Origin of the sequence: Anaeromyxobacter oryzae (genome assembly GCF_023169945.1) — a bacterium.
Classification (GTDB): Bacteria; Myxococcota; Myxococcia; order Myxococcales; family Anaeromyxobacteraceae; genus Anaeromyxobacter; species Anaeromyxobacter oryzae.
Map to the genome: position 1 here is coordinate 1,413,001 of NZ_AP025591.1, position 25,157 is coordinate 1,438,157.

General features: G+C 75.4%; 24 protein-coding genes. 12 read left to right on the forward strand and 12 right to left on the reverse strand.

The window, feature by feature from the left end; all coding sequences use genetic code 11:
- Window positions 1-154: 154 nt before the first annotated feature.
- The gene (locus AMOR_RS06165; protein ID WP_263009837.1) at window positions 155-2,455 is read right to left on the reverse strand and encodes an efflux RND transporter permease subunit; all 2,301 of its coding nucleotides are present in this window, start codon (window positions 2,453-2,455) and stop codon (window positions 155-157) included.
- Window positions 2,456-2,538: 83 nt separating this feature from the next.
- On the opposite strand from AMOR_RS06165, the gene AMOR_RS06170 reads away from it, so the two are divergent.
- Entirely contained in the window at window positions 2,539-3,378 is an 840-nt protein-coding gene (locus AMOR_RS06170) for a substrate-binding domain-containing protein (protein ID WP_248359674.1), read from the forward strand.
- 5 nt (window positions 3,379-3,383) lie between these two features.
- Window positions 3,384-4,211, forward strand: a complete 828-nt coding sequence (locus AMOR_RS06175; protein ID WP_248359676.1) for a tetratricopeptide repeat protein — start codon at window positions 3,384-3,386, stop codon at window positions 4,209-4,211.
- Between the two features lie 73 nt (window positions 4,212-4,284).
- Here the strand turns inward: AMOR_RS06175 and AMOR_RS06180 are convergent, their stop codons facing one another.
- The 7 genes from AMOR_RS06180 to AMOR_RS06210 all read right to left on the reverse strand — a co-directional run bounded on the left by AMOR_RS06180 (window position 4,285) and on the right by AMOR_RS06210 (window position 12,146).
- On the reverse strand, window positions 4,285-5,043 hold the full coding sequence (locus tag AMOR_RS06180) for a class I SAM-dependent methyltransferase (protein ID WP_248359679.1): 759 nt from the start codon (window positions 5,041-5,043) through the stop codon (window positions 4,285-4,287).
- A 119-nt stretch (window positions 5,044-5,162) separates the two neighbouring features.
- Window positions 5,163-5,354 (reverse strand): hypothetical protein, encoded by a 192-nt coding sequence (locus AMOR_RS06185; protein WP_248359682.1) that lies wholly within the window; start codon window positions 5,352-5,354, stop codon window positions 5,163-5,165.
- Between the two features lie 243 nt (window positions 5,355-5,597).
- Window positions 5,598-5,807: a hypothetical protein gene (locus AMOR_RS06190; RefSeq protein WP_248359684.1), complete on the reverse strand. Its 210-nt coding sequence runs from the start codon at window positions 5,805-5,807 to the stop codon at window positions 5,598-5,600.
- 266 nt (window positions 5,808-6,073) lie between these two features.
- Window positions 6,074-6,328: a YgaP family membrane protein gene (locus AMOR_RS06195; RefSeq protein ID WP_248359689.1), complete on the reverse strand. Its 255-nt coding sequence runs from the start codon at window positions 6,326-6,328 to the stop codon at window positions 6,074-6,076.
- Window positions 6,329-6,448: 120 nt separating this feature from the next.
- Window positions 6,449-9,802 carry an efflux RND transporter permease subunit gene (locus AMOR_RS06200; protein WP_248359692.1) on the reverse strand — a complete coding sequence of 1,118 codons (3,354 nt, stop codon included), beginning with the start codon at window positions 9,800-9,802 and terminating at the stop codon, window positions 6,449-6,451.
- Window positions 9,799-10,809, reverse strand: a complete 1,011-nt coding sequence (locus AMOR_RS06205) for an efflux RND transporter periplasmic adaptor subunit (protein ID WP_248359695.1) — start codon at window positions 10,807-10,809, stop codon at window positions 9,799-9,801. Before AMOR_RS06205 ends, AMOR_RS06200 begins: the two co-directional genes overlap by 4 nt.
- Complete coding sequence (locus AMOR_RS06210) at window positions 10,806-12,146, reverse strand: TolC family protein (protein WP_248359698.1); 1,341 nt, start codon at window positions 12,144-12,146, stop codon at window positions 10,806-10,808. The genes AMOR_RS06205 and AMOR_RS06210 overlap by 4 nt, the downstream gene beginning before the upstream one ends.
- A 181-nt stretch (window positions 12,147-12,327) precedes the next feature.
- Here AMOR_RS06210 and AMOR_RS06215 point away from each other — a divergent pair, with 181 nt between their 5' ends.
- Window positions 12,328-13,164: a sigma-70 family RNA polymerase sigma factor gene (locus tag AMOR_RS06215; RefSeq protein WP_248359701.1), complete on the forward strand. Its 837-nt coding sequence runs from the start codon at window positions 12,328-12,330 to the stop codon at window positions 13,162-13,164.
- A gap of 23 nt (window positions 13,165-13,187) precedes the next feature.
- On the opposite strand, the gene AMOR_RS06220 is transcribed toward AMOR_RS06215, so the two are convergent.
- Window positions 13,188-13,400 (reverse strand): zf-HC2 domain-containing protein, encoded by a 213-nt coding sequence (locus tag AMOR_RS06220; RefSeq protein WP_248359704.1) that lies wholly within the window; start codon window positions 13,398-13,400, stop codon window positions 13,188-13,190.
- 238 nt (window positions 13,401-13,638) lie between these two features.
- Complete coding sequence (locus tag AMOR_RS06225; protein WP_248359709.1) at window positions 13,639-13,908, reverse strand: rhodanese-like domain-containing protein; 270 nt, start codon at window positions 13,906-13,908, stop codon at window positions 13,639-13,641.
- A 138-nt stretch (window positions 13,909-14,046) separates the two neighbouring features.
- Here AMOR_RS06225 and AMOR_RS06230 point away from each other — a divergent pair, with 138 nt between their 5' ends.
- From AMOR_RS06230 to AMOR_RS06260, 7 genes are all read left to right on the forward strand, one after another.
- Window positions 14,047-14,700, forward strand: coding sequence for a methyltransferase domain-containing protein (locus tag AMOR_RS06230; RefSeq protein ID WP_248359711.1), 654 nt, complete (start codon window positions 14,047-14,049; stop codon window positions 14,698-14,700).
- A 17-nt stretch (window positions 14,701-14,717) separates the two neighbouring features.
- Window positions 14,718-16,070 (forward strand): radical SAM/SPASM domain-containing protein, encoded by a 1,353-nt coding sequence (locus AMOR_RS06235; RefSeq protein ID WP_248359713.1) that lies wholly within the window; start codon window positions 14,718-14,720, stop codon window positions 16,068-16,070.
- Window positions 16,067-16,789 (forward strand): DUF5714 domain-containing protein, encoded by a 723-nt coding sequence (locus AMOR_RS06240; RefSeq protein WP_248359715.1) that lies wholly within the window; start codon window positions 16,067-16,069, stop codon window positions 16,787-16,789. Before AMOR_RS06235 ends, AMOR_RS06240 begins: the two co-directional genes overlap by 4 nt.
- A gap of 144 nt (window positions 16,790-16,933) precedes the next feature.
- Window positions 16,934-17,119 (forward strand): hypothetical protein, encoded by a 186-nt coding sequence (locus AMOR_RS06245; RefSeq protein WP_248359717.1) that lies wholly within the window; start codon window positions 16,934-16,936, stop codon window positions 17,117-17,119.
- 206 nt (window positions 17,120-17,325) lie between these two features.
- Window positions 17,326-17,661, forward strand: coding sequence for a thioredoxin family protein (locus AMOR_RS06250; RefSeq protein WP_248359718.1), 336 nt, complete (start codon window positions 17,326-17,328; stop codon window positions 17,659-17,661).
- A 12-nt stretch (window positions 17,662-17,673) separates the two neighbouring features.
- A complete protein-coding gene (gene trxB, locus AMOR_RS06255) occupies window positions 17,674-18,594 on the forward strand; it encodes a thioredoxin-disulfide reductase (RefSeq protein ID WP_248359720.1) in 921 nt (306 codons plus the stop codon).
- 201 nt (window positions 18,595-18,795) lie between these two features.
- Entirely contained in the window at window positions 18,796-19,929 is a 1,134-nt protein-coding gene (locus tag AMOR_RS06260; protein ID WP_248359722.1) for a methyl-accepting chemotaxis protein, read from the forward strand.
- Between the two features lie 7 nt (window positions 19,930-19,936).
- Here the strand turns inward: AMOR_RS06260 and AMOR_RS06265 are convergent, their stop codons facing one another.
- The gene (locus AMOR_RS06265) at window positions 19,937-20,212 is read right to left on the reverse strand and encodes a DUF6132 family protein (protein ID WP_248359725.1); all 276 of its coding nucleotides are present in this window, start codon (window positions 20,210-20,212) and stop codon (window positions 19,937-19,939) included.
- Window positions 20,213-20,298: 86 nt separating this feature from the next.
- Here AMOR_RS06265 and AMOR_RS06270 point away from each other — a divergent pair, with 86 nt between their 5' ends.
- Window positions 20,299-21,465 (forward strand): NAD(P)/FAD-dependent oxidoreductase, encoded by a 1,167-nt coding sequence (locus AMOR_RS06270; protein ID WP_248359727.1) that lies wholly within the window; start codon window positions 20,299-20,301, stop codon window positions 21,463-21,465.
- 198 nt (window positions 21,466-21,663) lie between these two features.
- Here AMOR_RS06270 and AMOR_RS06275 read toward each other — a convergent pair whose 3' ends face one another.
- On the reverse strand, window positions 21,664-23,034 hold the full coding sequence (locus tag AMOR_RS06275) for a sigma-54 interaction domain-containing protein (RefSeq protein ID WP_248359730.1): 1,371 nt from the start codon (window positions 23,032-23,034) through the stop codon (window positions 21,664-21,666).
- A 433-nt stretch (window positions 23,035-23,467) separates the two neighbouring features.
- On the opposite strand from AMOR_RS06275, the gene AMOR_RS06280 reads away from it, so the two are divergent.
- On the forward strand, window positions 23,468-25,156 hold the full coding sequence (locus AMOR_RS06280) for an AMP-binding protein (protein ID WP_318653849.1): 1,689 nt from the start codon (window positions 23,468-23,470) through the stop codon (window positions 25,154-25,156).
- Window position 25,157: the final 1 nt, after the last annotated feature.

Here is a 25,157-nt window from a genome sequence, read left to right on the forward strand (position 1 = left end):
GGTACGGCGTGATCTTAGGCTCTCGCCGCGCCGGTGAACGGGGCAGCCCTCCAGGAGCAGCTGGCGGCCTCTCCGTCGAGCGTGTTGACTGACCGTACGCGTGGCGGCTCGCCGGGAGGACGACGGTCCCCGCCCGTGTCCGTCCTGCGGGACCTCAGCGCGAGGCCGGACCGTCGCCCGGGCCGCGGGGCCGCTCCCGGCGGAGGATCCAGAGGGCTGCGGGCAGCGCGGTGAAGTCCGCGACCATCGCGAGCAGGAAGGCGCTCGCCGTGATGACCCCGAACTGCCGGATGGGGGGGAAGCGCGAGAGCGCGAGCCCGAGGAAGCCGGCGGCGTTGATGAGCGTCGCGAACACGATCGCCCGCCCCGACACCCGGAGCGTGTGGCGGAGCGCGCCGTCGAGGCCCGCCGGCCCCTCCCCCTCGTGCAGGTGGTGGAAGAAGTGGATCTGATCGTTCTCGGTGGTACCGAGGACCGTCGTCGCGATGAGGATCGTCGCGACGTTCAGGGTCCCGCCGAACAGCCGCATCCCGAGGAAGGTGACGAGGATGGCGAACACGGAGGGGATCATCGCGAGCAGCCGGGCCGAGGCGCTCCGGAACACGAACAGGAAGGCGACCACGATGAGCGCCGCGGTGAGGGCGAAGCTCTGGGTGAGCGTCGGGACCAGGCTCGCGCCCACCTTCGCCTGGAGGAGCGCCTCGCCGACCACCTGCATCGAGGCGCCCCGGAACGCCGGATCGCCGGCGACGGTGCGCGCCCAGGCAGCGCGGATCCGGTCCGCGAGGGCGCGGTACCCCGCCTCGTCCACCGAGTCGAAGGTGACCGTGAGCTGCGCGTTGGACAGCGTCCCCACGTCGACGAAACCGCGCAGCTCGGGCTCCGTGAGCAGCAGCTGCTCGACGTCGGACGCCGCGCGGGCGAAGGCGGCCGGATCGTCCGGGAGCGCCGGCTCCTGGCCGGCGAGGTACCGGCGCATCCGGAGGAAGGTCGTCGGGCCGACGACGACGTTCACCCGCGGGAGCGCCTCGATGGCCTTCGTGAATCGCTCGAGCCCGCGGAGCACCTCGGGATCGGTCACCGCGCCGGGCGCCGTCCGGATCCAGACGCGCGCGACGTCGAGGCCCGAGACGTTGTTCTGGAAGAAGACCAGGTCCTTGTGGATGGCGAGGTCGGGATCGACGTAGTCGAGCTCGTCGAGTCCCACGCGCATCGGTGCGAGCCGGCCGGGCACTCCCAGGAGCGCGACGAGCCCTCCCGCCGCGAGCGCGAGCGCGACCACGAGGAGTGGCCGGCGCCAGCGCCAGGTGAACCCGGGGACCGCCGCCGCGAGCGCGTCGTACGCCCGCGCGCGCACCGCCACCGTGCGGCCGGTCGGCGTCCGGAGCGCCCGCTGGAGGCCCGGGAAGACGGTGAACGCCACCACCCACGACAGCGCGAGCCCGACCGCCGTCCAGATGCCCATCTCCCGCACCGGACGGATCGGCGACACCGCCAGCGCCGCGAACCCGAGCACCGCCGCCACGGTCGAGGCCGTGACCGGGAGGAACTTGTTCGCGAGGGCGTCGAGCTGGTGCTGGTCGACGTCCACGCCCGGCGGCTGGTCGACGAAGCGCGAGTGGATGTACACGAGCGACGCGAGCGCCGTCACCATCACCGTGAGCGGCACGAGCGCCGACACCACGGTGAACGCGAACCCGAGCAGCTTGCCGGCCCCGACCGCGAGGGCGACCGCCGCGCCGAGCGCGAGCAGGAGCGCGAGGAGCGAGCGCCACGAGCGGTACAGGAAGAGCGCGATCCCGACCACGAGGAGCCCGAAGATCGGGAAATAACGGACGGACGCCTCGCCCGTCTGCCGCTCGATCCAGGACTGGACGTAGGGGCCGCCGACCTTGCGGATCGCGCGTGCCGCCCCCGTCCGTGCCCGCGCCACCGCGGCGTCGATGCGGTCGAGGGCGGCGTCGCGCTCGGCGGGGCCGGCCGCGTCGAACGCGACCGCGATCGCCAGGAACCGACCCCCGACCAGCCCCTGCCGCCGGAACAGGTCGGCCCCCGTCGCGAACCGGCGGAACGCGGCCGCGCCGGAGGCGTCCGGCGTGAACGCCGCGTGCGCGCGTCGGTAGACGTCGAGGGCGGAGACCGGCGTCACGCCCGGCACGGCCCGGAGCGCCTCCTCCACCCGCCCGACCTCGGCGAGGACCGCCGGCGCGTACGGGTCGTCCGCCTCGAGGAGCAGCAGCACGACCTGCCCCTCCGGGAACACCTGGTGGAACGCGCGCGTCGCGACGTAGTCGGGATCCGACGGCACGAGCAGCCGCTCGATGGCGGCGTCCGACGGGATGCGCGTGGCGAGAACGGCGGCGGCGCAGCTCGCGACCGCGGCGGCGGCCAGGATCGGGCCGCGCAGCGAGATGATCCGCCGGAAGACGGCGACCACGCGGGAGGGTCGAGGCATCGTCACGGAAGGTTACCAGCGGTCGAGCGCCGCGACCCGATCTTCGCGGTTGCCGGCCCCGCGCGAGGGGTTAAGCTCGCCCGATGCGCTCTGCGGTCGCAGTTGCACTCCTGCTCGCCGCGGGTCCGGTGCGCGCGCCGCAGCCCCGCGTCACCCTGGTCGCGTGCGCGCCCGGCTACCCCGGGACGCCCGCCGAGGCGCAGCCCAACATGGACGCGCTCGCCGCCGCCGCGGCGCGAGCGGCCGGCTGGCCCGCGGAGGCCCTCGCGGCCGTGTACGAGCCGACCGAGCGCGACGGGGTCGCGCGGCTCGCCGAGAAGGACGCCGCGGTCGCGCTCGTGCCGCTGCCGTTCCTCGTGAAGCACGGGGCCGCGCTGCGGCTCGAGCCGCGGCTCGCGGTCGTGACCCAGGGCGCGCGGGAGCCCGTCGAGGTCTGGTCGCTCGTGGCGAAGCGCGGTCGCGTCGCGACGCCGCCGGCGCTGGCGGGGTTCACGGTGACCTCGACCGCGGGATACGCGCCCGCGTTCGTCCGGGCGGCGCTCGCCGGCTGGGGCCGCCTGCCCGACGACGTGCGCATCGTCGAGTCCTCGCAGGTCCTGTCCGCGCTCCGCAAGGCCGCGAGCGGCGAGCCGATCGCCGTGCTGCTCGACGGGACGCAGGCCGCGGCGCTCCCATCGCTGCCGTTCGCGAACGACCTGGAGGTGATCGCGCGCTCGGCGCCGCTCCCCTCCGGAGTCGTCGTGACGGTGGGCGACCGGCTCCCGGCCGCGCGCTGGCGCGCCCTCGAGAAGGCGTTCCTCGCCCTGCCCGGCGTGCCCGAGGGGGCGGCCGCGCTCCAGGGGCTCCGGATGGAGCGGCTCGCGCCGCTCGACGCAGCGGCTCGCGAGGCGATCCGCAGCCTCGGGTCGGGAGCGGCCCGGTGAGGCGGATGCTGCTGGTCCTCGCGATCGCCGTCTCCTGCGCGCCGGCGCTCCGCGCGCCGCCCAAGGCGGCGCCCGCGCCCGCCGGCGCCGAGCCGGCGCCGTCCGCGCCGCGGGGCGGCGAGGCGGCCCCGAGCGCGGCGGCGCTCCTCGAGGAGGCGCGGACGAGGTTCGCGCGCCGCCCCGACGTGGAGCAGGTCCGGAAGGCGGAGGCGCTGTTCCTCGCGGCCGCGGCGGCGGACCCGTCCGGCGTCGACGGCCTCGCCGGCGCCGTCGAGACGAGGATCTGGCGGATCGACCACGAGCGCGGCGCGGACCGGGGCGCGCTCGCGGCCTCGGCGCTCGACGCGGGCCAGGCCTGCGTCGCGCGCGCGCCGGCGAGCGCGCGGTGCGACTACGCGCTCGCGCTCGCGCTCGGGATGCAGGCGCGCGAACGGCGCGGGACCGCGCTCGACGGGCTCAAGAAGATGGTCGAGCACCTCCGGCGCGCCGCGGCGGCCGAGCCGACGCTCGACGACGCCGGACCGGCACGCGTCCTCGCCATCGTCCTCGTCCGCGCGCCGGCGTGGCCGCTCGGCCCCGGCGATCCGGAGGCCGGGCTGGAGGCCGCGCGGCGCGCCGTGGCGCTCGCACCGGCGTACCCGCCGAACACGCTCGCGCTCGCGGAGGCGCTCGTCGCGACGGGTTCGCCGGCGGAGGGGCGCGCCGCCGCGGAGCGCGGGGTCGCGCTCGCGCGTGCCCGCACCGGTGATCCGGACGCGCCGGAGTGGATCCGGGACGGAGAGGCGCTGGCCGCGCGGGCGGCGCAGGCGGAGGTGGCGCCGCCGCCGCCGTGAGCAGCGGAGCAGCGCCCCGACCGAGAGCCGTGCCTGGCGCCCGGGTAGGCGCCACCGGCGCAGGAGGCGCCCGTCAGACGAGGCCCCTGATCGCGAGCGCGCGCGCCCGGAGCGAGAACGTACCCGCCGGCCGGCCGAGGAGCTCGAAGCAAGCGTCGCGGATCGCTGCCCGACGGCGCTCCGGCTGTGCCGCGAGGTACCCCGCGGCCGGGCCGATCCCGAACGCGAACGGCGACCAGTAGTCGTCGAAGTCCGCGTACGAGGCGTCGACCTCGATCACCTCCGTCGCGAGGTCGCGCAGTCCGGCGCGAGCCCAGCGCTCCGCGAGCTCCGGCAGCCGGCGGAGCGGCAGCCGCGCATCGTCGGGCGCGGACGGGTCGAGCCGGAGCGCGGCCTCCCAGAACGTCCGGACCAGCGCGAACCCGCTCGCCTCGAACGTGCACGCCGCGACGACGCCGCCGGGCCGGACGACACGGGCCATCTCGGCGACCACGCGGCCCGCGTCCGGCACGAGCGACAGCACGAGCTGCGAGAGGGCGGCGCCGAAGACCGCGTCGGCGAACGGGAGGGCCTCCGCAGACGCGCGGCGGACGTCGGCTCCCGGGACTCGCGCGCGGCAGGCCGCCACGAACGGCTCGGAGAGATCGACGGCTGCGACGCTCGACGCGCCGAGGCGTGCGGCGAGGACGGCGGTGAGGCTCCCCGGCCCGCAGCCGACGTCGAGGACCGGGCCGGCGGAGACGCCCGCGAACGCGAGAAAGCGCGGCGCGAGCGCCCGCGAGTACCGGCCGATGTACCGGTCGTAGGACTCCGCTGCGACGTCGAACGTCATGAGCCCGTATTCGCGGGCGAGGGCTGCGGCGTCAAGGTCCCCACGCGGCACGCGTCGTCGAGCCGGCGCGGACGGTGGGGCGGCCAGCGTCGCCCGGCACGGACGACCTCCCTTCGGAGTCACCCGCCCGGAGCGACGCCGACCTCGAGCGCGCTCGTCCAGGTGACGCCCGTCCGCCTGCCGGCGGCGGCGACCTCGTCCGCGAGCAGCGCCGTTCCGGCGAGCACGAGCAGCGCCGCCAGGACGGCGCTGGCGACGGTCCGCGCCGTGGATGCCGGCGCTGGGCTCCGGAGCGTGGGGTTCGGGGTCATCGGTCTCCTCCCGGGCGCTCGCGTCGGTGGCGCCCGGTGGGTGGACTGCGCCCGGAGGCGGATCTGACGAGCGGCGTACGGTGATCGCGTCCGCTGCGATCCGCGCTGCGCGAACGCGGCGACGTCGGCGCCGGGGGGGGGGGGATCCGGCGCCGACGCGTCGTGCCCGTGAGACGGGACCCGCGCGGCACGCGCCGTCGAGCGGGGCCCGCGCCGTCGAGCGGTGGCGATGGCTCGCCTGCTTCAGCTACCCGAGGTCGCGGTCTCGGGCGCGCCCGTCCAGTCGACCTTCATGCGGCTGCCGAGCGCCATCGCCGCGTCGGTGAGCAGCGCGGCGCCGACGAGCACCGCGAGCGTCGCGGTGACCACGCGCAGGATCCGCGACCGGGAGCGCGTGCGCGAGGCCTCCGCCTCACGGCTGCCCGGGGTGCGCAGGGAAGTGGTCGGGGTCATGATGGGTCTCCTCCCGGGCGGTTCGTGGCGCCCGCCACTCATGGACCGCGCAGCGGCGCGGATCTGACACGAGCCCCCGACCGGCGCCTGACGGCCCGGCTCGCACCGTGCTCGGGCGTGCGACCCGACGACCGCAGGGTGCATGCCTCGGCCTGCAACCACCTTGGGGTGGCGCATGCACGTGCACGCCGGGAGCGCGGCGCCCGTGGATCCGCCAGGGACCTCGCGGAAGGATCGCCGCGTCCTTCGAACGGTCCGCGCGGGGATCAGGCGGCAGGGCTGCCGACGTCCTCCGCCGCGTTCGCCCGGTCCTGGCCGGTCGCGGGCACGCCCGCCCTCCGGAGCACGATCTCGAGCGGGCAGAACCGCGTGAACCCGCTCTGGAGCAGGTTCGCGCCGACGAAGACCGTGACCCAGAGGAAACGGGGGCTGACGAACAGCGGGCTCGCGTCGACCCCGAGGGCGAGCGAGGTGAGGACGAAGGCTCCGGCGAAGATCCGGACGATGCGTTCGGTGGTCATGGCTCCTCGAGGTTTGCGCCGCCAGCGCGTACTGCGCGGTCGTGCGCTCGATGAGAGCCGCCCGGGCGGCGAAGGGTTCGTGCTGCGCACCCTTCGCCCGGGCGATCGGACCACCTTGCCCTACCCCGCGTTGGTGTGAAGCGTCGCGACCGCGCGCAGCGCGCTCGCCTCCGCCTCCGCCTCCGCGCGCGCGAGGGCGCCTTCCCGCTGCAGCTCGGCGGCCCGGCCGCGCCGCGCCAGCATGAAGTAGAGCACCGGCACCGCGTACCGCGACAGCAGGGTCGCGGCGACCGCGCCCGCCATGAGCGCGACCGCGAGCCCCTGGAAGATGGGGTCCGCGAGCATGACGGCGCTCCCGACGATGACCGCGAGCGCGGTGAGAGCCATCGGACGGAAGCGCACGAGCACCGCCTCCTCGACCGCCGCGGCGAGCGGCATGCCCTCGCGGAGCTTCAGCTCGGCGAAGTCCACGAGGATGATGCTGTTCCGCACCACGATCCCGGCGCCCGCGATGAACCCGATCATGCTGGTCGCGGTGAAGAACGTCCCGAGCAGCCCGTGGGCCGGGAGGATGCCGACCAGGGACAGCGGGATGGGCGCGAGGATCACGACCGGCAGGGTGAAGCTCTGGAACCACCCGACCATCAGGACGTAGATGAGGAGCATCACCGCCGCGAAGGCGAGGCCGAGGTCGCGGAAGACCTCGAGCGTGATGTGCCACTCACCGTCCCACTTGATCGCCGGCCGCTCCGTGTCGGACGGGTGCTGGAGGCCGAAGCGCGGGATGACCTCGCCCGAGTCGGAGCGGATCCCCGCCATTCTCTTCTCGAGGGCGAGGAGCGCGTACAGCGGGCTCTCGATGGCGCCGGCCAGGTCCCCGGTGACGTAGGCGACCGGCATCAGGTTCTTGTGCTGGATCTCGGGCGCCTCGCGCGCCGCCTCGACGTGGACGAGCTCCGAGAGCGGCACCGGGCCACGGGCGCCCGGCACGGTGAGCGCGAGGAGGGTCTCGATCCGGCTCCGCGCCGCGGTCGAGAGCTGGAGCACGACAGGCACCTGCGCCGCGCCGCGAGCGCCGTGGAACGTGCCCACCGTGTCGCCGTAGCCGGCCGCCCCGAGCGTCTGCACGACGTGCGCGGGCTGGACCCCGTGGAGCGCCGCCTTCTCCCGATCCACGGCGAGCAGGAGCTGCGGCGTCGTGGGGTTCAGGGTCGAGTCGACGTCCACCACGCCGTCGACGGCGCGGAAGGCGTCCCTCACCTGGCCGGCGATCCGGTCGCGCTCCGCCGCGCTCGGGCCGTAGATCTCCGCGACGAGCGTCGCGAGGACGGGCGGGCCCGGCGGGATCTCGACGACCTTCACCCGCGCCTGGTCCGGCGCGGCGAGCCGCTCGATCTCGGGCCGGACGCGAACGGCGAGCTGGTGGCTCGACGCCTTCCGGTCGCCCTTCGCGACGAGGTTGACCTGGAGGTCCACCTGCTCGGGCGCGTCGCGCATGAAGCTGTGCCGGACCATGCCGACGAACGTGAACGGCGCTGCGACGCGCGAGTGGACCTGGACGCTCTCGACCTCGGGCTCCTGCAGCAGCCTCCGGGCGACCTTCTGCCCGAGGGCGAGCGCGCCCTCCCGCGCCGTGCCGGCGGGGAGATCGAGCTGCACCTGGAACTCCCGCTTGTTGTCGAAGGGGAGCATCTTCACCTTCACCACGCCGAGCCCGAGCAGCGCGACCGCCGCGAGGAGCAGGACGCCCACGGCGGCGAGGAAGCCGAGCCGCACCTTCGCCGAGCCGAGCAGCCACCGGATCACGCGCCGGTCCGCCCGGGCGAGGCGCCCATCGGGCGCGGTCTCGGGGTGCGCGGAGGGGAGGTCCTGGAGCGGCTCCGGCCCGTCGCGCTCCGGGTCGCCGGGGTGCAGGCCGGTGGCGTCGGTCTCCGGGAGGTGCGCCTCGTGCTTGAAGATCCGGATCGCGGCCCACGGGCTCACCACGAACGCGATCACGAGCGAGAAGACCATCGCGACGCTGGCGCCCACGGGGATCGGGCGCATGTACGGCCCCATGAGCCCCCGGACGAGCGCCATCGGCAGGATCGCGGCGATCACCGCCACGGTCGCGAGGATCGTCGGGTTCCCGACCTCGTCCACCGCGTCGAGCACGATCCGCGAGAAGCTCCGCCGCGGACCGGGGAGGTACATGTGCCGGTGGATGTTCTCGACCACGACGATCGCGTCGTCCACCAGGATGCCGATGGAGAAGATCAGCGCGAACAGCGTGACCCGGTTCAGCGTGTAGCCGTTCAGGTACGTGAGAACCAGGGTGAGCGCGAGCGTCACCGGCACCGCCACCGCCACGACCAGGGCCGAGCGCCAGCCCATCGCGAGCAGGATGAGGGCGACGACCGAGAGCGTCGCGATGAGCAGGTGCTCGATGAGCTCGTTCGACTTCTCCGCGGCCGTCTCGCCGTAGTTCCGGGTCACGGTCGCGTCGACCGACGCGGGGATGAGCCGCCCGCGGAGCGTCCCGAGCTTCGCGATCACGGCGTCCGCAAGCTCGGTCGCGTTGGTCCCGGGCCGCTTCGCGACGACGATGCTCGCGGCCTGCTCGAAGGCGGGGCGCTCCTTCGAGGCGGTGAGCACCACGGGCGGCTCCGCCTCCGGCCCGTCGACGACGCGCGCGACGTCCTCGACGTAGATCGGCCGCCCGCCGCGGACCGCCACCACGACGCGGCCGAGCTCGGCGGCGGAGAGCGCGAAGCCGCGCGCCTCGACCGCGACGCGGCGGCCGTCCGCCACCAGGTCGCCCGCCGGGAGCTGCGCCTGCGCCGATCGCACCGCGCCGTCGAGCTCCGGCACCGACACCGCCAGCGTCCGGAGCCGGTCGGGATCCGGCTCCACCCGGATCACCCGCCGCGCGCCGCCGACGACGCCGACCTGCGCGGTGCGCGGGACGTCCGAGAGCTGGCGCGCCACCTCCTCGGCGAGCGTCCGGAGCGCGCCCGCGGGGAGCGGCTCCGCCGCGTGCAGCGTGACGGTGAGGAAGGGGACGTCGTCGATCGTGAGCGCGCGCACGGTCGGCGGCAGCGCGCCGGCGGGCCGGAGCTCCGGGTGCGCGCCGAGCTCCTGGTGGACCTTCACCAGGCTCGGCTCGAGCGGCTCGTTCACCTTGAACCGGACGGTGATGAACCCCACCCCCGACCGGCTCGTGCTGTACAGGTACTCGACGCCGGGGATGCCCCAGAGCCGCCGCTCCAGCGGCGTCACGAGCTGGCTCTCGACCTCGCCCGGCGTGGCGCCCGGGTAGGGCAGGATCACGTCCACCATCGGGACGACGATCTGCGGCTCCTCCTCGCGCGGCGTGAGGACGACCGCCAGGACGCCGAGGAGGATCGACGCGACGATGATGACCGGGGTGAGCTTGGAGCGGAGGAACGGCCGCGCGACGCGGCCCGCGATCCCGAGCGGCGCCTCGCGCGTCATGGGAGCACCTCCACCGGCTGACCGTCCCGGAGCGCGCCGGGAGCGTCGACCACGACGTCGCCCGGCGCGAGGCCGGCCCGGACCGCGACGGCGTCCCCGGCCTGCTCGCCGACGGAGATCCACCGGAGCTCGGCGCGCCCGCCGCTCGCGACGAAGACGCCGGTGAGATCGCCCCGCTCGACGAGCGCGGTCCGCGGCAGCCAGGTCGCGGCGCCGCCGCCCTCGCCGACCGGGAGCACGAGCCGCGCGAAGTCGCCGGACCGCAGCTCGCCGTCCGCCTTCCGGACCTGCGCGCGCAGGCCCCGGCGGTGCGAGACCGGGTCGCCGCCCGGCGTGAGCGCGGTGACGACCGCCTCGCCGCGCACCGCGCCGGCCTGGAACGGTAGCGCGCTCCCCACGGCGACGCCGCGCGCCTCCGCCTCGGAGAGGCTCGCGACGAGCTCGAGCGCCTTCCCCTCGAGCTCCAGCATGGGCTGGCCTGGGCCGACGAGATCCCCGGGCTCCACGCGGCGGGCCTGGACCGTGCCGTCGAACGGCGCGCGGACCTGCGTGTACGCCAGCGTGGCCCGCGCCGAGGCGACCGCCGCCTCGGCCTGGGACCGCTGCGCGCCGGCCTGCTCGAGCTCCGACGGGGTCGCCGCCCGCGCCGCGGCGAGGGTGCGGATCCGGCGCTCGTGGGCCGACGCGGCGAAGAGCGCGCTCTCGGCGGCGCCGAGCGCGCCGCGCACGTCGTCGTCGGACAGCGAGACGAGGACCTGGCCCTCGCGGACGCGCTCGCCCTCGCGGACGTTCACGGCGCGCACGGTGGCGGCGACGCGCGTCGCGAGCGTGGCGCGGCGGACGGAGACGACGCTCGCGGGGACGAGCGCGCCGCCCCCGGCGGCGCCGGGCCGGACCGCCCGCACCCGCGCCGGCGCCGGCACCGGATCCGCGCCCTCGGCGCGCGCCTGGAGGGGGGCCGCGAGCACGAGCGCGAGCGCGGTGAGGGTCGAGAGAGAGCTCGTCATGGCATCAGTCCTTCGATGGGGTGGTGGAGCGCGAGCGCGAGGCGCGCGCGCGCGAGGCGGGCCTCGACCCGGCTCGCGAGGAGGAGCGCGCGGGCGCCGGCGAGGCCGGCCTCGGCGTCCAGGACGTCGGTGAGCGGCAGCAGGCCCTCGCGGTGGCGCGCCGAGCGGAGCGTCCGGGCGGACTCGGAGGCCGCGACCGCCTCCTGCGCGGCGCGGACCCGCGCCGCGGCGGTGTCGACGGCGAGCCAGGCCTCGGAGACGTCGCGCGCCGCCTCCCGCTCGCGCCAGACGAGCGCGTCCGCCGCGGCCCGGGCGCGCGCCCGCGCGGCGCGCGTGCCCTCGGCGTCGCCGAGCGAGAGGTCCCAGCGCGCCATCACCCCGAACGTGGTCCACGCGTTCCCGTGCGAGAGATCGCCCGTGCGCAGCCCCTCGGCGCTCGCCTGCAGGAACACGGAGGGCAGGAGCGCGCCGCGCGCCGCGGTGACGCCCGACTCCGCGGCGTCCCGTCGGAGCCGCGCCGCCTCGAGATCCGGCCGGGCCGCGACGCTCGTCTCCTCCCGCGGCGGCAGCGGCGGCAGCGCCTCGATGGGGGTCGCCAGCTCCGCGGCGGCGACGTCGTCGCCGGCGATCAGCGCGAGCGCGGAGCGGACCGAGGCCCGGCGCTGCGCCGCGGCCGCACGCTCCGCCTCCGCCTGCGCGCGGAACGCGGACGCGCGCGCCAGGTCCGCGTCGAGCGCGAGCCCCTGCGCGTTCCGCTCGCGCACGAACCGCTCCGTCTCGGTCGCGTGCGCGAGGAGATCGTCGGCGTACCGGAGCCCCTCGTCCGCTGCCTGCGCGCCGAAGTAAGCCTCGACGACGGACGCCGCCATCTCCATGCGGCGCCTCGTATGATCCGCGGCCTCCGCGTTCGCGGCCGCGCCGGCCGCCCGCTGCCCCGCGACCAGGCGGCCTCCCGCGTACACCGGCACGGACAGCGTCGCGCCCGCGCCCCACGCCCCGATCGCGGCGGGGTCGTTCAGGCGCGCCGGGTCGAAGTCCGCGGCCGTGATCTGGCCCTGATCGAGCTTCAGTCCGAACGCCATCATGGGCTCGTCGGTCCTGACGCCGCGCGCCGCGAGGGACAGCGTCGGCAGGCGGGCGTCGCGGGCGCGGGCGGCGTCGGCGCGCGCCGCCTCGACCTGAGAGGCGGAGGCGCGGAGCGCGGGGTTGCCGCTCCATGCGGCGCGGATCGCCTCCTCGATGGTGACGGGCGCGGCGTGGACGAGCGAGGGAGCGAGCGCCGCGGCGAGCAACGCCGCGCGCGCGAGGTGACGGGTGGTGGCGGTCCGGTCGGTCACGGGCGATACGAGCCGCGACGAGCCGGAACGTTTCCGTGCGGCCCCGCTGCGCCCGCGCCCGAACCGATCTCCGCGACGCGGGCTCTCGCCCCGGTCGCGCCCGTCGTGCGACGACGCGCCGCGACCGGTGGAGCCCCTCGCCCCCCTGGTGCGTACGCCCCACCTGCGTTACGGATGAGGTATGAGCGAGACGGATCAGCAGCTGGTCGCGGCGGCCCGGAATGGGGACCGCGCAGCGCTGGAGAAGCTCCTCCGGAACCACGAGGGCGCCGTGTTCCGCTTCGGCATGAAGATGTGCCGCGAGCAGGAGGACGCGAAGGACGTCCTCCAGGAGACGCTGCTCGCCGCTGCGCGGACGCTGCCGGAGTTTCGCGGCGCGTCCTCGGTCTCGACGTGGCTCTACACGATCGCCCGGAGCTTCTGCATCAAGAAGCGGCGCACGAGCAAGTTCGCCCCCGAGCAGGTTCACTCGCTCGACGCGGACCCCGAGGCGGTCGCGGCGGTGCGCGATCAGCGGCGCGGCCCGGAGGAGGCCTTCGCCGGCCGGCAGCTCCGCGAGGCGCTCGACGCGGCGATCGGCGCGCTCGAGCCCATGTACCGCGAGGTCCTGGTGCTCCGCGACGTGGAGGGGCTCTCCGCCCCCGAGGTCGCCGAGGTGCTCGGGATCAGCGTGGAGGCCGTGAAGAGCCGGCTGCACCGGGCGCGGGTCGCCGTGCGCGAGCAGCTCGCGCCGGTCCTCGAGCCCACGGACGCGGCAGGGACGCCCGCGCCGGCGCCCGAGGGGTGCCGGGACGTGGTCGCGATGTTCTCGCGCCGGCTCGAGGGCGAGATCGACGAGGCGGCCTGCGCCGAGCTCCAGGAGCACCTCGAGCGGTGCGACGCCTGCCGCGGTCGGTGCGAGGCGCTGCGGCAGACGCTCGCGACGTGCCGGCAGCTCGGCGCGGCCCCGGTGCCCGCGCCGGTGGAGCGCTCCGTTCGCGAGGCGCTCCGGCGCTTCCTGGCGTCCGAGCGGGCTTGAGGCGCCGCACCCGGCCGCGCGCCTCACGCGCGGCCGCTCGGGCTGCGCAGCGCGGAGAGCTGGTGCAGGGCGCCGACGACGAGCGCCAGCTCCAGCGCGACGCGGGCGCACGCGGCGCACGCCGCGAGGTGGAGCGTCACGTGCGCGCGCTCGTCCGGGCCGAGCTCGCGGTCGAGGTACTCCGAGAGCTGCGAGCGGACGGCCTCGCACGCGCCGGCAGGCTGGAACGCGAGCATCGCGGACCTCCCTCAACGTGGGACGTGTGCCCGGTGCGAGCCGGGGCGCCGCGCTCCGGTTCGGCACCGCGGGGCCGCCGGCGCCGGCCCGCGGGCCGCGAGGCGCGCCGGCCGCTCGCCGTCAGCCCCTCACGACCGGATACCCGCGGCTCAGCCAGTCCGGCATGCCGGCCTGGTAGACGAGCACGTTGCGGTAGCCGAGCGCGACGGCCGCGACCGCGGCCGAGCGGGAGAGGCTTCAACCCATGCCGCGGCAGTAGAAGACGACCGGCGTCGCCCGGTCGCGCGGCAGCGCCGCGGACTGCGCCGTGATCCGGTCCGCGGGGATCCCGAGCGCGCCCGGGATGTGGGCCTCCGCGTACTCCTGCGGCGAGCGCACGTCGACGACGACGGCCCTCCCGCCGACGAGCAGCGCGTGCACCTCGGGCGCGTCCACCACCCTGAACTCGGCCGGAGCGTTCACCGGCGCGGCCGCGAGCAGCACCGCGATCGTCGTCGACAGGACCATGGGTCCCTCCTCGGGCCGCGCGACGGCGCGGCGCGACGGTGGGAGCCCGGCGGGGTCGCCGAGGTTCGCGTGCGCCCCCGCGCCAGCGCCGAATCCTTCCGCTTCCTCGTGGCTCCCTGGAGAGGGAGACTCCTCCACGTGGCCCTTCCCGGTGATCCCCCGCCTCCGGCGGACCTCCAGCGCGCGCTCGAGACGCGCTACGGCGCCCTCGCGGCGACGACGCAGTCGCTGTCGTGCGGCAGCGTGCTCGAGCTCGCGGCGCTCCGGGACGGCGAGACCGTCGTCGACCTCGGGTGCGGGCGCGGGGGCGACGTGCTCCGCGCCGCGGCGGCGGTCGGCGACCGCGGCGTCGCGATCGGCGTCGACTCGAGCCCCGCGATGATCGCCGCGGCGCGCGCGCCTTCAGCGGACCGCCACCGCATCCGCTTCCTGCTCGGGGATCTCGCCGCGGTCCCCCTCCCCGACGGGGCCGCCGACGCCGTGGTCTCGAGCTGCGCCATCAACCACGCTCCGGACAAGCCGGCGGTGTACCGCGAGATCCGGCGCCTGCTCCGGCCCGGTGGACGGTTCGTCGTCGCGGACGTCGTCTCCGAGCGCCCCCTGCCTGACGCGGTCCGCGGCGATCCCGCCGCCTGGGCGGCGTGCTACGGCGGCGCGATCCCCGAGGCCGACTACCTCGCGGCGATCGCGGGCGCGGGCCTCGCGGACGTGTCCGTCCTCCGGCGCTCGGCGCCGTACGAGCGCGGCGGGGTCCGCATCCTCTCCATCACCGTCGCGGGCATGCGCCCGTAGCGGCTCCCGAGGTCTCGATGCGGCTCTCGCGGTCCACCATCGTCGCGCCGATCCCCGGGACCGCCCGGGCGCTCCTCGTCCAGCCGCTCTCGGGCCAGGCCGCGGTCGTCGCCGCCGAGGACGCGGCCGCGCTCGCCGGGCTCGCCGGCGGCGGCGCGCTCCCGCCAGCCTTGCCGGAGGAGACGCTGCGGGCGGCCGCGTTCGTCGTCGACTCGGAGGACGAGGACCGCGCGCTCGAGGCGCGGGCGCGGGCCGACTGGGCGATGGAGGCGGCCCGGACACCCACGCAGCTCGTCGTCGTCCCGGGCTTCGGCTGCAACCTCGCCTGCACCTACTGCTACCAGGAGCCGTTCGATCCGGCCGCCCGCGCGCTCGTCGCGCCCGAGGTGATCGACGCGTTCTTCGCGTACGTCGACGCGCGGCACGCGGCCGACGCGCCGCGGCCGTACGTGACGCTGTTCGGCGGCGAGCCGCTCCGGGACACCCCGGCCCACCACGACCGGATCGGGAGGTACCTCGACGGCGCGGCGCGGCGCGGCCTCGAGATCGCCGTCGTGACGAACGGCTTCGATCTGGAGGCGTTCCTCCCGGCGCTCGCCGCCGGACCGGTGAAGGAGGTGCAGGTCACGCTCGACGGCCCCCGGCCCGTCCACGACGCCCGCCGCCCCCACGCGAGCGGCGGCGGCACCTTCGACCGCGTGGTCGCCGGGATCGAGGGGCTCGTGGCCGCGGGGATCCCGGTGAACCTCCGGGTGGTGGCCGATCGCCGGAACCTCCCCGCGCTGCCCGCCCTCGCCGAGCTCGCCGCGGCGAAGGGGTGGCTCGAGCTGCCGGCCTCCCGGTTCAAGACGCAGGTCGGCCGCAACTACGAGCTGTTCGGCTGCGCGTCGCGGCAGCGCCGCGAGGACCTCTTCGATCGCGTCGAGCTGTGGGCGCGGTACCTCGAGCTCGCCGAGGCGCACCCCATCCTCCGGAGGTTCCACCGGCCGCGGTTCCACGGCCTCGGCCACCTCGCCGAGACGGGCGAGCTCCCGGCGCCGAACTTCGACGCCTGCCCCGCGACGAAGAAGGAGTGGGCGTTCGGACCGGACGGGAGCGTCTACGGCTGCACCGCGACCGTCGGCCACCCCGCCCACGTGCTCGGCCGCTTCCACCCGGAGATCGTCCTCGACAAGGCGGCGATCGGCGCGTGGCGGAACCGGAGCACGCTCACCATCCCGCGCTGCCGCGCCTGCGCTCTCGCGCCGGTCTGTGGCGGCGGGTGCGGCGCCATCGCCTGGGATCAGGCCGCGACGCCGCTCGCGCCGGACTGCCGGCCCGTCGTGGAGCTGTACGGGATCGGCGCGCGGTACCACGGCCTCGACACATGAGCCTCCTCGCGCCGGAGCATCGCAGCGGGTGCCTCGTGTGCGGGGCGGCGCTCGAGTACCTCGCGGCCGCCGAGCCGATGGCGTGCGTGGGCTGCGGCGCGCCCGCCCTGAGCACCGCGCGCTGCCGCGCCGGGCACTTCGTGTGCGACACCTGCCACTCCGCGTCCGCGAAGGACGTGATCGAGCGGGCCTGCGCCGGGACGGCGAGCACCGACCCGCTCGCGATCTCCCGCGAGCTGATGCGACACCCGAAGCTGAAGATGCACGGGCCGGAGCACCACCTCCTCGTCCCCGCCGCCTTCCTCGCGGCGCTCGCCAACGCGCGCGGCGAGCCCGGCGAGAAGCCCCGCCTCGTCGCCGAGGCACGCCGGCGCTCGGATCCCGTCGCGGGCGGCTTCTGCGGGTTCCAGGGCGCGTGCGGCGCGGCCATCGGCGCCGGCATCGCCGTGAGCCTCGCGACCGGCGCGACGCCGCTCTCGACGCAGCCCTGGCGCCTCGCCAACGCCGCCACGGCCCGGGCGCTCGACGTCGTTTCCCGCGTGGGCGGCCCCCGCTGCTGCAAGCGCGACACCTGGCTCGTGCTCCTCGCCCTCGTCCGCTTCGCGCGCGAGCACCTCGGGGTCGCGCTCGGCGGGCGCGGCGAGCCGTGCACGTTCGGCGGCCTGAACGCGGAGTGCCTCGCGGACCGGTGTCCGTTCCACCCGCGCCCGGCGCGCTGAGCCCTCGCCGCGGCGTCCCGACGCCCGATCGGCCCCTGGGTGCCTCCTCGTGGCCCGGTGCGGCGCCGTGCCGCGAACCCGATCTCTCCCGGACGGCTCGTACCGGACGGCGCGAGGATCGTCGGCACCTTCCTGGAGGAGACCATGACTTCCCTCGCTGGACCGATGCATCTGGACCTGTCCGCCAAGGAGGTCCGGATCCTGGTGCAGTCGCTCGGCAACTGCCTCGCGACCTGCCAGACCCACGCGGTGAAGCCCGACGCACCGTGCGAGGACTGCGATGCGGCGCGCGCCCTGAAGCAGAAGCTCGAGTCCCACCTCGAACGATGAAGGAGAGCGCGATGAAGCTCCTCACCACGCTCAAGAAGACGTGCTGCGCACCGGAGAAGGCGGCGCAGTGCTGTGCGAAGGCGTCCCGGCTCGTGTCGGGCTGCCACGACTGAAGCACCGCGGGGCTCCGTCCCCGCCTCTCTCCACCCTTTCCCGCTCCCGGCCGGCTCGCCCGGCCCCGGAGCGGTCTGAACCTGGAGGTCCAGATGTCCACGTTCGTCGAGGAGATCGCCGCCACCGACTACGACCGCAAGGTGCTCGGCGCCGAGACGCCGGTGGTGCTCGACTTCTTCTCCACCGAGTGCCCGCCGTGCGAGGCGCTCGCGCCCAAGTACGAAGCCGTCGCGGAGCAGTTCGCCGGGAAGGTGCGCTTCCTCAAGATCTTCCGGCAGGGGAACCGCGAGCTCGCGACCCGGCTCGGCGTCAGCGGCAGCCCCACCCTGCTGTTCTTCCGCGGCGGCCGCGAGGTGGCGCAGCGGATGAGCGGGGAGGACATCAAGCGCTCCGCCCTGAAGGCCACCGTCGAGTCGCTGCTCGCGTAGCGGGGGGATCCCATGGCCGAACGTCACGACGTCGTCGTCATCGGAGCGGGGCCCGCCGGCCTCACCGCCGCCATCTACGCCGCCCGCGCCCGGCTCCGCACGCTGGTCGTCGACGAGAGCATCCCCGGCGGGCAGGTGAAGACCACGCACAAGGTCTCGAACTATCCGGGGTTCCCCGAGGACATCAAGGGATCGGAGCTCGCGGCGGCGTTCGCGGCCCAGGCCGAGCGCTTCGGCGCGAGGATCCGCCGCGCCGTCGAGATCACGGCGCACGACCTCGCCGGCCCGGTGAAGACCCTCGAGCTCGACGAGGAGGAGACGATCGAGGCGCGCGCCGTCATCGTCGCCACCGGCGCGAAGCCGCGCCCGCTCGGCGTGCCCGGCGAGGACGTCTTCAAGGGTCGCGGGATCTCGTACTGCGCGACCTGCGACGGCGCTTACTTCGAGGGGAAGGACATCCACGTGATCGGCGGCGGGAACTCCGCGGTCGAGGAGTCGCTGTTCCTCACGCAGTTCGCGCGGAGCGTGACCATCGTCCACCAGTTCCACGAGTTCCAGGCCGAGCCTTCGTCGGCGCAGGAGGCGCTCTCGAACCCGAAGATCCGCGTCCTCTTCGGGCACGAGCCGCGCGGCTTCCACGGCGAGACCGCCCTCGAGCGCCTCGAGGTGGAGGAGCTCCGGACGAAGGAGCGGAAGCAGCTCCGGACGGACGGCGTCTTCGTCTTCATCGGGATGGTGCCCCGCACCGACCTGCTGGCGCGGTACGTCGAGCTCGCGCCCGGCGGGTACGTCGAGACGACGGACGGGATGGAGACGAAGGTGCCGGGCCTCTACGCCGCCGGCGACATCCGGGTGAAGCGCTTCCGGCAGATCACGACCGCCGTCGCCGACGGGACGATCGCCGCGCTCGCGGCGCAGAAGTACCTGCGCTGACGGCGAGCGGCCCCCGGCGCGCGCCGGGGGCTGACGCCCGCGTTCCGATCCCGACCGCGGGCGGAACCTCCGCCGCCGTCCCTGCGACACATCGCCGTCCGCTCGCGGACTCGTGTCGCGAGCCAGGCCGCGCGCGCTAGAACGCACGGTCGAGAGGCGCCTGCGCAACAGCGCGGATCGCTGCGCCCCGGGGAGACGGTCATGAACCGCAGGAGATACGCGCTTTACGGGTTGCTGTTCGGCCTGTTCTTTCCGCTCGGCGGGACCCTCCTCCAGGCCGCCTTCGACGTGAGCGCCCCCGGCTTCGGCGCGAGGCTGGCGCGGGCGCAGGCGATGCCGCTCCTGTGGATCATCGATACGGCGCCGGTCTTCCTCGGGCTCTTCGCGGCCCTCGCCGGCAAGCGGCAGGACGCGCTCCTCGCCGCGGAGGACGCGAAGAAGGTGGCGTTCGCGCGGACCGCCCAGGAGCTCTTCACGGCCGCGCAGGACCTGCTCGCGACGGTCTCGTCGTTCAGCTCCCTCACCACGGAGACCGCCGCCTCCGTCCGCGAGACGACCGCGACCATGGGACAGCTCGGCCACACGGCCGCCCAGTCCGCGCTCACGGCCGAGACCGTCGTGGGCCTCGCCGAGTCCTCGCAGCGGTGCTCGGACGACGGGCTCCGCGCGGTCGAGCGCGCGACGGGGGAGATGGTGGACCTCGCGGACGTCACCCGCGGGCTCTCGACCGCCGTCCGGGGGCTGAGCGCCCGGATGCGGGACATCTTCGACGTGGCCTCGGTGGTGAACTACGTCTCGGACCAATCGCAGCGGCTCGCCGCGCGCGCGGTCGCCGAGGTGGAGCGGAACCCCGCCGTCCAGGGGTTCGCGAAGATCGTCGAGGCAATGCGGCAGCACGCGGACGAGGCCAAGCGCGCGGCCGGGCAGGTGAAGCACATCCTCGGCGAGGTCGACGCGGCGATGATCGCGGCGGTCACGGCGGCGGAGCACGGCGCGCTCCGCGCCGAGGCGGGCGCGAAGGTGGCGGCGATGACCGGCGCGACCATCCACCGGCTCGCCGCCGCCCTGCGCGACTCGTCGAAGGCCGCGAAGGACATCGCGCTCGTGGCGCAGCAGCAGGACCACGGCATCGACCAGGTGCTGAAGGCGATGAACGAGATCTACCTCGCGACGGAGGAGACGATGGTGGGGACGCGGCGCATCGCGACGGACGCGCGCGCGCTGAACGACCTCGCGCACCGGCTCGACCGCTCCGTGCGTCCGCCGGGTCCGCTCGGGGCCGCGGCCGCGGTGCAGGGCCCTGGCGCGGGGCGCGAGGTCCGGCCCGCGGCGTGACCGTGCGTCATCCGCCGGACGGCCCGGTTCGGCCCGGCACGGCCCGCCGGCTCGGCAGGCCGATCAGCGCGCCGACTCCGCCGCCGTAGAGCGATGCGATCCAGACGTTCGACGTGAGGGGGCAGGTCCCGGTGCGGCAGCCCACGAAGTGGGCGTAGGCCGCGCCGATTCCCGCGCCGGCGAGAGCCGCGAGCGCGGTCCAGAGGAGCCGCGGAACGCCCCGGCGCGGCTGCCCCACCGGGGTCCCCGCCTGCTCCGCCGCCTCGCCTGCTCGAACGCTCATCCCGGCCTCCGGGTCCATCTTACGAGAGCACGGCCGGGCCGGAACGGTTCGCGACCCTTTCCGCCCGCCAGAGGCTCTCAACGGGCATGGCCAGGCACGTCCTCGTCCTCGGCGGCGGCTTCGCCGCCCTCGAGTCCGCCATCCAGCTGCGGAAGGCCGGGCTCGACGTCACCCTCGTCTCGAATCGCCCCTACCTGTTCGTCTACCCGACCTCGATCTGGGTCGCGACCGGCGAGCGGGCGTTCCCGGAGGTCTGCCTCGACCTCGGGGAGGTGGCCCGGCGCCACGGGTTCGCGTTCGTCGAGGGCGCGGTCGAGGCGGTCTCGGGCGCTCGCCGCGAGGCGGTCGTCGGGGGCCGGACGCTCTCGGGCGATCACCTGGTCGTCGCGCTCGGCGGCGAGCGGCTCCGCCCGAAGGGCGTCGAGCACACGCACTCGCTCGGCGGCGCGCCCGAGAACGCGGTCCGGCTGCACGACGCGCTCGACGCGCTGATCGCGAAGGGCGCGGGCCGGATCGCGATGGGGTTCGGCGGGAACCCGAAGGATCCGTCGGCGGTCCGCGGCGGTCCGGTGTTCGAGCTCATGTTCAACGTGGACACGCTGCTCAGGCGGCGCGGGGTCCGCGATCGCTTCGAGCTGACGTTCTTCGCGCCGATGGCGAGCCCCGGCGCGCGGATGGGCGACAAGGCCGTCGCCGCCATCCAGGAGATGTTCGGCCGGCGCGGGATCGCGCTCCGCGCCGGCAAGAAGATCGCCGGGTTCGCGCCGGAGGGCGTCTCGTTCGAGGACGGCTCGCGCCTCGACGCGGACCTGGTCGTCTTCCTCCCGGCCGGTGACGGGCACCCGGTCGTGAAGGCCTCCGACCTGCCGACGAACGAGGCGGGCTTCGTCCGGATCGACGGCGGCTGCGCCGTCCACGGCCACGAGAACGTCTGGGCGATCGGGGACGCCGCGGCGCTCGAGGGCCCGGAGTGGCGGGCGAAGCAGGGCCACCTCGCCGAGGTGATGGCGCGCGTCGCGGCGACGAACATCGCCGCGGTCGAGGCCGGCCGTGCGGAGCGGGCCAGCTACCTCCCGGAGATCGGGATCACCTGCCTCCTCGACATGGGGAACGGCGCCGCGTATGTCCACCGCGACGCGGAGCGACAGCAGCTCGTCCCGCTGCCGGTCGTCGGGCACTGGCTGAAGCAGGGCTGGGGCGCGTACTTCAAGCTGTCGAAGCTGCGGCGCATTCCGCGCCTGCCGGGGATGTGAGCTTCATGACCGATCTCGTCTCGATGATCCTGTTCCTGGCCGGCTGGGTCCTGCTGCAGTCGGTGATCCTGCCGAGGCTCGGCGTCTCCACCTGAGGCATGCCTCGACCGCGCCCGGGTGGCGCGGAGAAGGTCGACCGGCAGGACCGGGGCGGCTGCTAGGGCCGAACCGGAGGCCCCGGCGCTCGACGGGTGAGCGTCACGCGCGCGGCGGCCCGTCGAGGCCGAGCCGCTTCAGGTGCTTCCAGAGCGTGACCCGGGAGATCCCGAGCCGGCGCGCGGCGGCGGCGCGGTTCCAGCCCGTTCCTTCCAGCGCCGCGCGGAGCTCGTCGGGGGACGGCACGCCCGGGCGCCGCGCAGCGGGCGGCGCCGCGACCGCGCGCAGCTCCGGCGGGAGGTGCGCGACGTCGACGTCGCCGTCACCGGCCTGGAGCGCGGCGAACTCGAGGACGTTCTGCAGCTCGCGGACGTTCCCGGGCCAGGTGCACGCGGACAGCGCCGCGACCGCGGCCGGGAGCAGCCGCCGGGGGCTGCCGTCCGCCCGCGGCGCGCGGCGCGCGAGGAACGCGTCGGCGATGACGGGGAGATCCTCGAGGTGCTCGCGGAGCGGCGGCACGCGGAGCGGGAAGACGGCGAGCCGGAAGTAGAGATCCGCCCGGAACCGCCCGGCCTCGACGAGCGCCTTCAGGTCGCGGTGCGTCGCGCAGACGAGGCGCACGTCGACCGGCACCGGCGAGGAGTCCCCCACCCGCTCGATCTCGCGCTGCTCGATGACGCGGAGGAGCTTCACCTGCACGACCGGGGAGACGTCACCGATCTCGTCGAGGAGCAGCGTGCCGCCGTCCGCCTCCTGGAACCGGCCGCGGCGGTCGCGCATCGCCCCGGTGAAGGCGCCCTTCACGTGGCCGAACAGCTCGCTCTCGAGGAGGCTCTCGTTGAGCGCCGAGCAGTTCACCCGCACGAACGGCCCGGCCGCGCGCGGACTGCTCCCGTGGATCGCCTCCGCGACCCGCTCCTTCCCCGAGCCGCTCTCGCCCTGGATCATCACCGTGGCGCTGGAGCGCGCCACGAGCGCGATCGTGCGCCGGAGCTCGCCCATCGCCGGGTGGTCGCCGAGGAGCCCCTGTCCCGCCCCCTCGGCCGGCGACGGTCGCGGCCGCGCGTCCGCGATCCCGGCGTCGGTGAACGACTCGAGCGCACCGACCGCCCTGCCGTCCGGCGCGAACAGCGGGACCGCGTTCTTCACGATCGTGAGCAGGCGCCCGTCCTTCGCGCGGACCGTGCACGTCTTCGACGTCCGCTCGCGCTCCACCATCCCGCACCGGATCGGCCCCGCGCCGCACGAGCAGCCGTTCACGGCGTCGCCGGCGAGGAGCGAGCAGTCGCGGCCGAGCGCCTCGTGCAGGGACCAGCCCGTGATCCGCTCCGCGGCGCGGTTCCAGAACGTGATGCGGCCCGCGACGTCCGTCGTGAAGAGGCCGTCCGGGAGGGCGTCGGCGAGGGCGTGCAGCGCGTCCTCGTTGCCGAGCCCGAGGAACGGGAGGGGCGCGGCGGGCGGCTCGGAAGACATGGGTTCCCTTCGTTCAGGTGAACGTCCAGGGAGAGCCCGGTGAACGCGATCCGGTTCCCCTCCAAGTACATGATTTTCCGCGACACGTTGTCGCGGAACGGTTCCACCGCGACGTCACGTGCGCCTCGTCGATTCTCGGGTCGACCACGCCGCCGAGTCGATTCTCGGGTCGACACGCCGCCGGGTCGATGCTCGGAGCCGCTCGTGAACGGCGAACTGCACGGATCGTGCGGGTGGATCCCTCACCCTCGCGCGAGCGTGGCTCGGATCGGAACACCGGGATGCTCGATCTTCATGCACCTGGACCACGCGACTCGATCTTCACCCGGCGCCCCGAGGGCGCGTGCGGCAGGCGTGCACGCTCCGCGCGGGCGGCGTGATACACGCATCGGCGCGTGAGAGCATCCGGCCCTCCGCCCCTGGGAGAACCGTGATGCAGTCGACCGACGCCTTCCAACGCGCGCGCGACTTCCTCGTCGAGCACCGGCTCGACTACGACCGCGCCTATCGCGAGTTCCGCTGGCCGACCCTCGACGCGTTCAACTTCGCGATCGACTGGTTCGACCGCCTCGCGCGGGGGAACCGCCGGCTCGCGCTCCACCTGGTCGGCGACGACGGACGATCCGTGCAGCTCACGTACGAGGAGCTCTCCGAGCGCTCGACGCGGGTGGCGGCGTTCCTGCGGCGTCACGGGTGCGGGCGCGGCGACCGCGTCCTGATGATGCTCCCGAACTGCGTCGCGATCTGGGAGCTCATGCTCGGGGCGATGAAGCTCGGCGCGGCGGTCATCCCCGCGAGCACGCTGCTCACGCCGGACGACCTTCGCGACCGGCTCGCGCGCGGCGCGGTCCGGCACGTCGTCACGAACGCGGACGGCGCCGCCAAGCTCCGGTGGCTCGGCGACTCCGTGACGCGCATCGCGGTCGGGGAGCCGGTCGCGGGGTGGCACCGGTGGGAGGACGCGTACGCGGAGCGCGCCGATCTCGGCCGGCCCGTCGCGACGCGCGGCACCGATCCCGCGCTGCTCTACTTCACCTCCGGCACGACGGCGCGGCCGAAGCTGGTGGTCCACACGCAGGAGAGCTACTCGGCGGGCCACCTCTCGACCCTGTACTGGATCGGCGCGCGCGAGGGCGACGTCCACATGAACGTGAGCTCGCCCGGGTGGGGCAAGCACGCGTGGTCGAGCTTCTTCGTCCCGTTCACCGCCGGCGCGACCGCGTTCGTGCACGACTACGCGCGATTCCAGGCGCGCGCGACGCTCGAGGTGCTCGCCCGCCACGAGATCACGACCCTCTGCGCGCCGCCGACCGTGTGGCGGCTCCTCATCCTCGAGGACCTCGCCCGGCACCCCGTGAAGGTCCGGGAGGCCCTCAGCGCCGGCGAGCCGCTCAACCCCGAGGTCATCGAGCGGGTCCGCGCGGCGTGGGGCGTCACGATCCGCGACGGCTACGGCCAGACGGAGACGACGGCGCTCGTCGGCAACAGCCCCGGGCAGCCGATCGTGCCGGGGTCCATGGGCCGGCCGCTGCCCGGCTTCCGCGTCACGCTCCTCGACGCGGCGGGCGCCGAGGCCGACGAGGGCGAGATCTCGGTGTCGCTCACGCCGCGGCCCGCGGGGCTCATGGCCGGTTACGAGGGCGACGCCGCGCTCACCGGCCACGCGACGCGCGACGGCTTCTACCGGACCGGCGACGTCGCGACCCGCGACGCCCGCGGGTACGTGACGTACGTCGGCCGCGCCGACGACCTCTTCAAGAGCTCGGATTACCGGATCAGCCCGTTCGAGCTCGAGAGCGCGCTCGTCGAGCACGCGGCGGTCGCCGAGGCGGCGGTGGTGCCGAGCCCGGACCCCGTGCGTGGCACGGTCCCGAAGGCGTTCCTGGTGCTGCGCCCGGGCGCGGAGCCGGGCCGGGAGCTGGCGCTCGACCTCTTCCGGTTCCTGCGCGGGCGCCTCGCGCCGTACAAGCGCGTCCGCCGGCTCGAGTTCAGCGACCTGCCGAAGACGATCTCCGGCAAGATCCGGCGTGTCGCCCTCCGCGGCGTCGAGGCGACGCGGCGGGCGGAGGGCGGCCGCGCCGAGCACGAGCACTGGCAGGAGGACTTCCCGGAGCTGTCGTGAG

Coding starts and splice junctions, on each gene's coding strand:
- AMOR_RS06195 (WP_248359689.1), bottom strand. CDS start 6,328: ATGACCACCGAACGCATCGTCCGGATCTTCGCCGGAGCCTTCGTCCTC.
- trxB (WP_248359720.1), top strand. CDS start 17,674: ATGGCCGAACGTCACGACGTCGTCGTCATCGGAGCGGGGCCCGCCGGC.
- AMOR_RS06240 (WP_248359715.1), top strand. CDS start 16,067: ATGAGCCTCCTCGCGCCGGAGCATCGCAGCGGGTGCCTCGTGTGCGGG.
- AMOR_RS06265 (WP_248359725.1), bottom strand. CDS start 20,212: ATGAGCGTTCGAGCAGGCGAGGCGGCGGAGCAGGCGGGGACCCCGGTG.
- AMOR_RS06185 (WP_248359682.1), bottom strand. CDS start 5,354: ATGACCCCGAACCCCACGCTCCGGAGCCCAGCGCCGGCATCCACGGCG.
- AMOR_RS06175 (WP_248359676.1), top strand. CDS start 3,384: ATGCTGCTGGTCCTCGCGATCGCCGTCTCCTGCGCGCCGGCGCTCCGC.
- AMOR_RS06220 (WP_248359704.1), bottom strand. CDS start 13,400: ATGCTCGCGTTCCAGCCTGCCGGCGCGTGCGAGGCCGTCCGCTCGCAG.
- AMOR_RS06215 (WP_248359701.1), top strand. CDS start 12,328: ATGAGCGAGACGGATCAGCAGCTGGTCGCGGCGGCCCGGAATGGGGAC.
- AMOR_RS06225 (WP_248359709.1), bottom strand. CDS start 13,908: ATGGTCCTGTCGACGACGATCGCGGTGCTGCTCGCGGCCGCGCCGGTG.
- AMOR_RS06235 (WP_248359713.1), top strand. CDS start 14,718: ATGCGGCTCTCGCGGTCCACCATCGTCGCGCCGATCCCCGGGACCGCC.
- AMOR_RS06205 (WP_248359695.1), bottom strand. CDS start 10,809: ATGACGAGCTCTCTCTCGACCCTCACCGCGCTCGCGCTCGTGCTCGCG.
- AMOR_RS06170 (WP_248359674.1), top strand. CDS start 2,539: ATGCGCTCTGCGGTCGCAGTTGCACTCCTGCTCGCCGCGGGTCCGGTG.
- AMOR_RS06280 (WP_318653849.1), top strand. CDS start 23,468: ATGCAGTCGACCGACGCCTTCCAACGCGCGCGCGACTTCCTCGTCGAG.
- AMOR_RS06190 (WP_248359684.1), bottom strand. CDS start 5,807: ATGACCCCGACCACTTCCCTGCGCACCCCGGGCAGCCGTGAGGCGGAG.
- AMOR_RS06270 (WP_248359727.1), top strand. CDS start 20,299: ATGGCCAGGCACGTCCTCGTCCTCGGCGGCGGCTTCGCCGCCCTCGAG.
- AMOR_RS06165 (WP_263009837.1), bottom strand. CDS start 2,455: ATGCCTCGACCCTCCCGCGTGGTCGCCGTCTTCCGGCGGATCATCTCG.
- AMOR_RS06245 (WP_248359717.1), top strand. CDS start 16,934: ATGACTTCCCTCGCTGGACCGATGCATCTGGACCTGTCCGCCAAGGAG.
- AMOR_RS06180 (WP_248359679.1), bottom strand. CDS start 5,043: ATGACGTTCGACGTCGCAGCGGAGTCCTACGACCGGTACATCGGCCGG.
- AMOR_RS06260 (WP_248359722.1), top strand. CDS start 18,796: ATGAACCGCAGGAGATACGCGCTTTACGGGTTGCTGTTCGGCCTGTTC.
- AMOR_RS06250 (WP_248359718.1), top strand. CDS start 17,326: ATGTCCACGTTCGTCGAGGAGATCGCCGCCACCGACTACGACCGCAAG.
- AMOR_RS06200 (WP_248359692.1), bottom strand. CDS start 9,802: ATGACGCGCGAGGCGCCGCTCGGGATCGCGGGCCGCGTCGCGCGGCCG.
- AMOR_RS06275 (WP_248359730.1), bottom strand. CDS start 23,034: ATGTCTTCCGAGCCGCCCGCCGCGCCCCTCCCGTTCCTCGGGCTCGGC.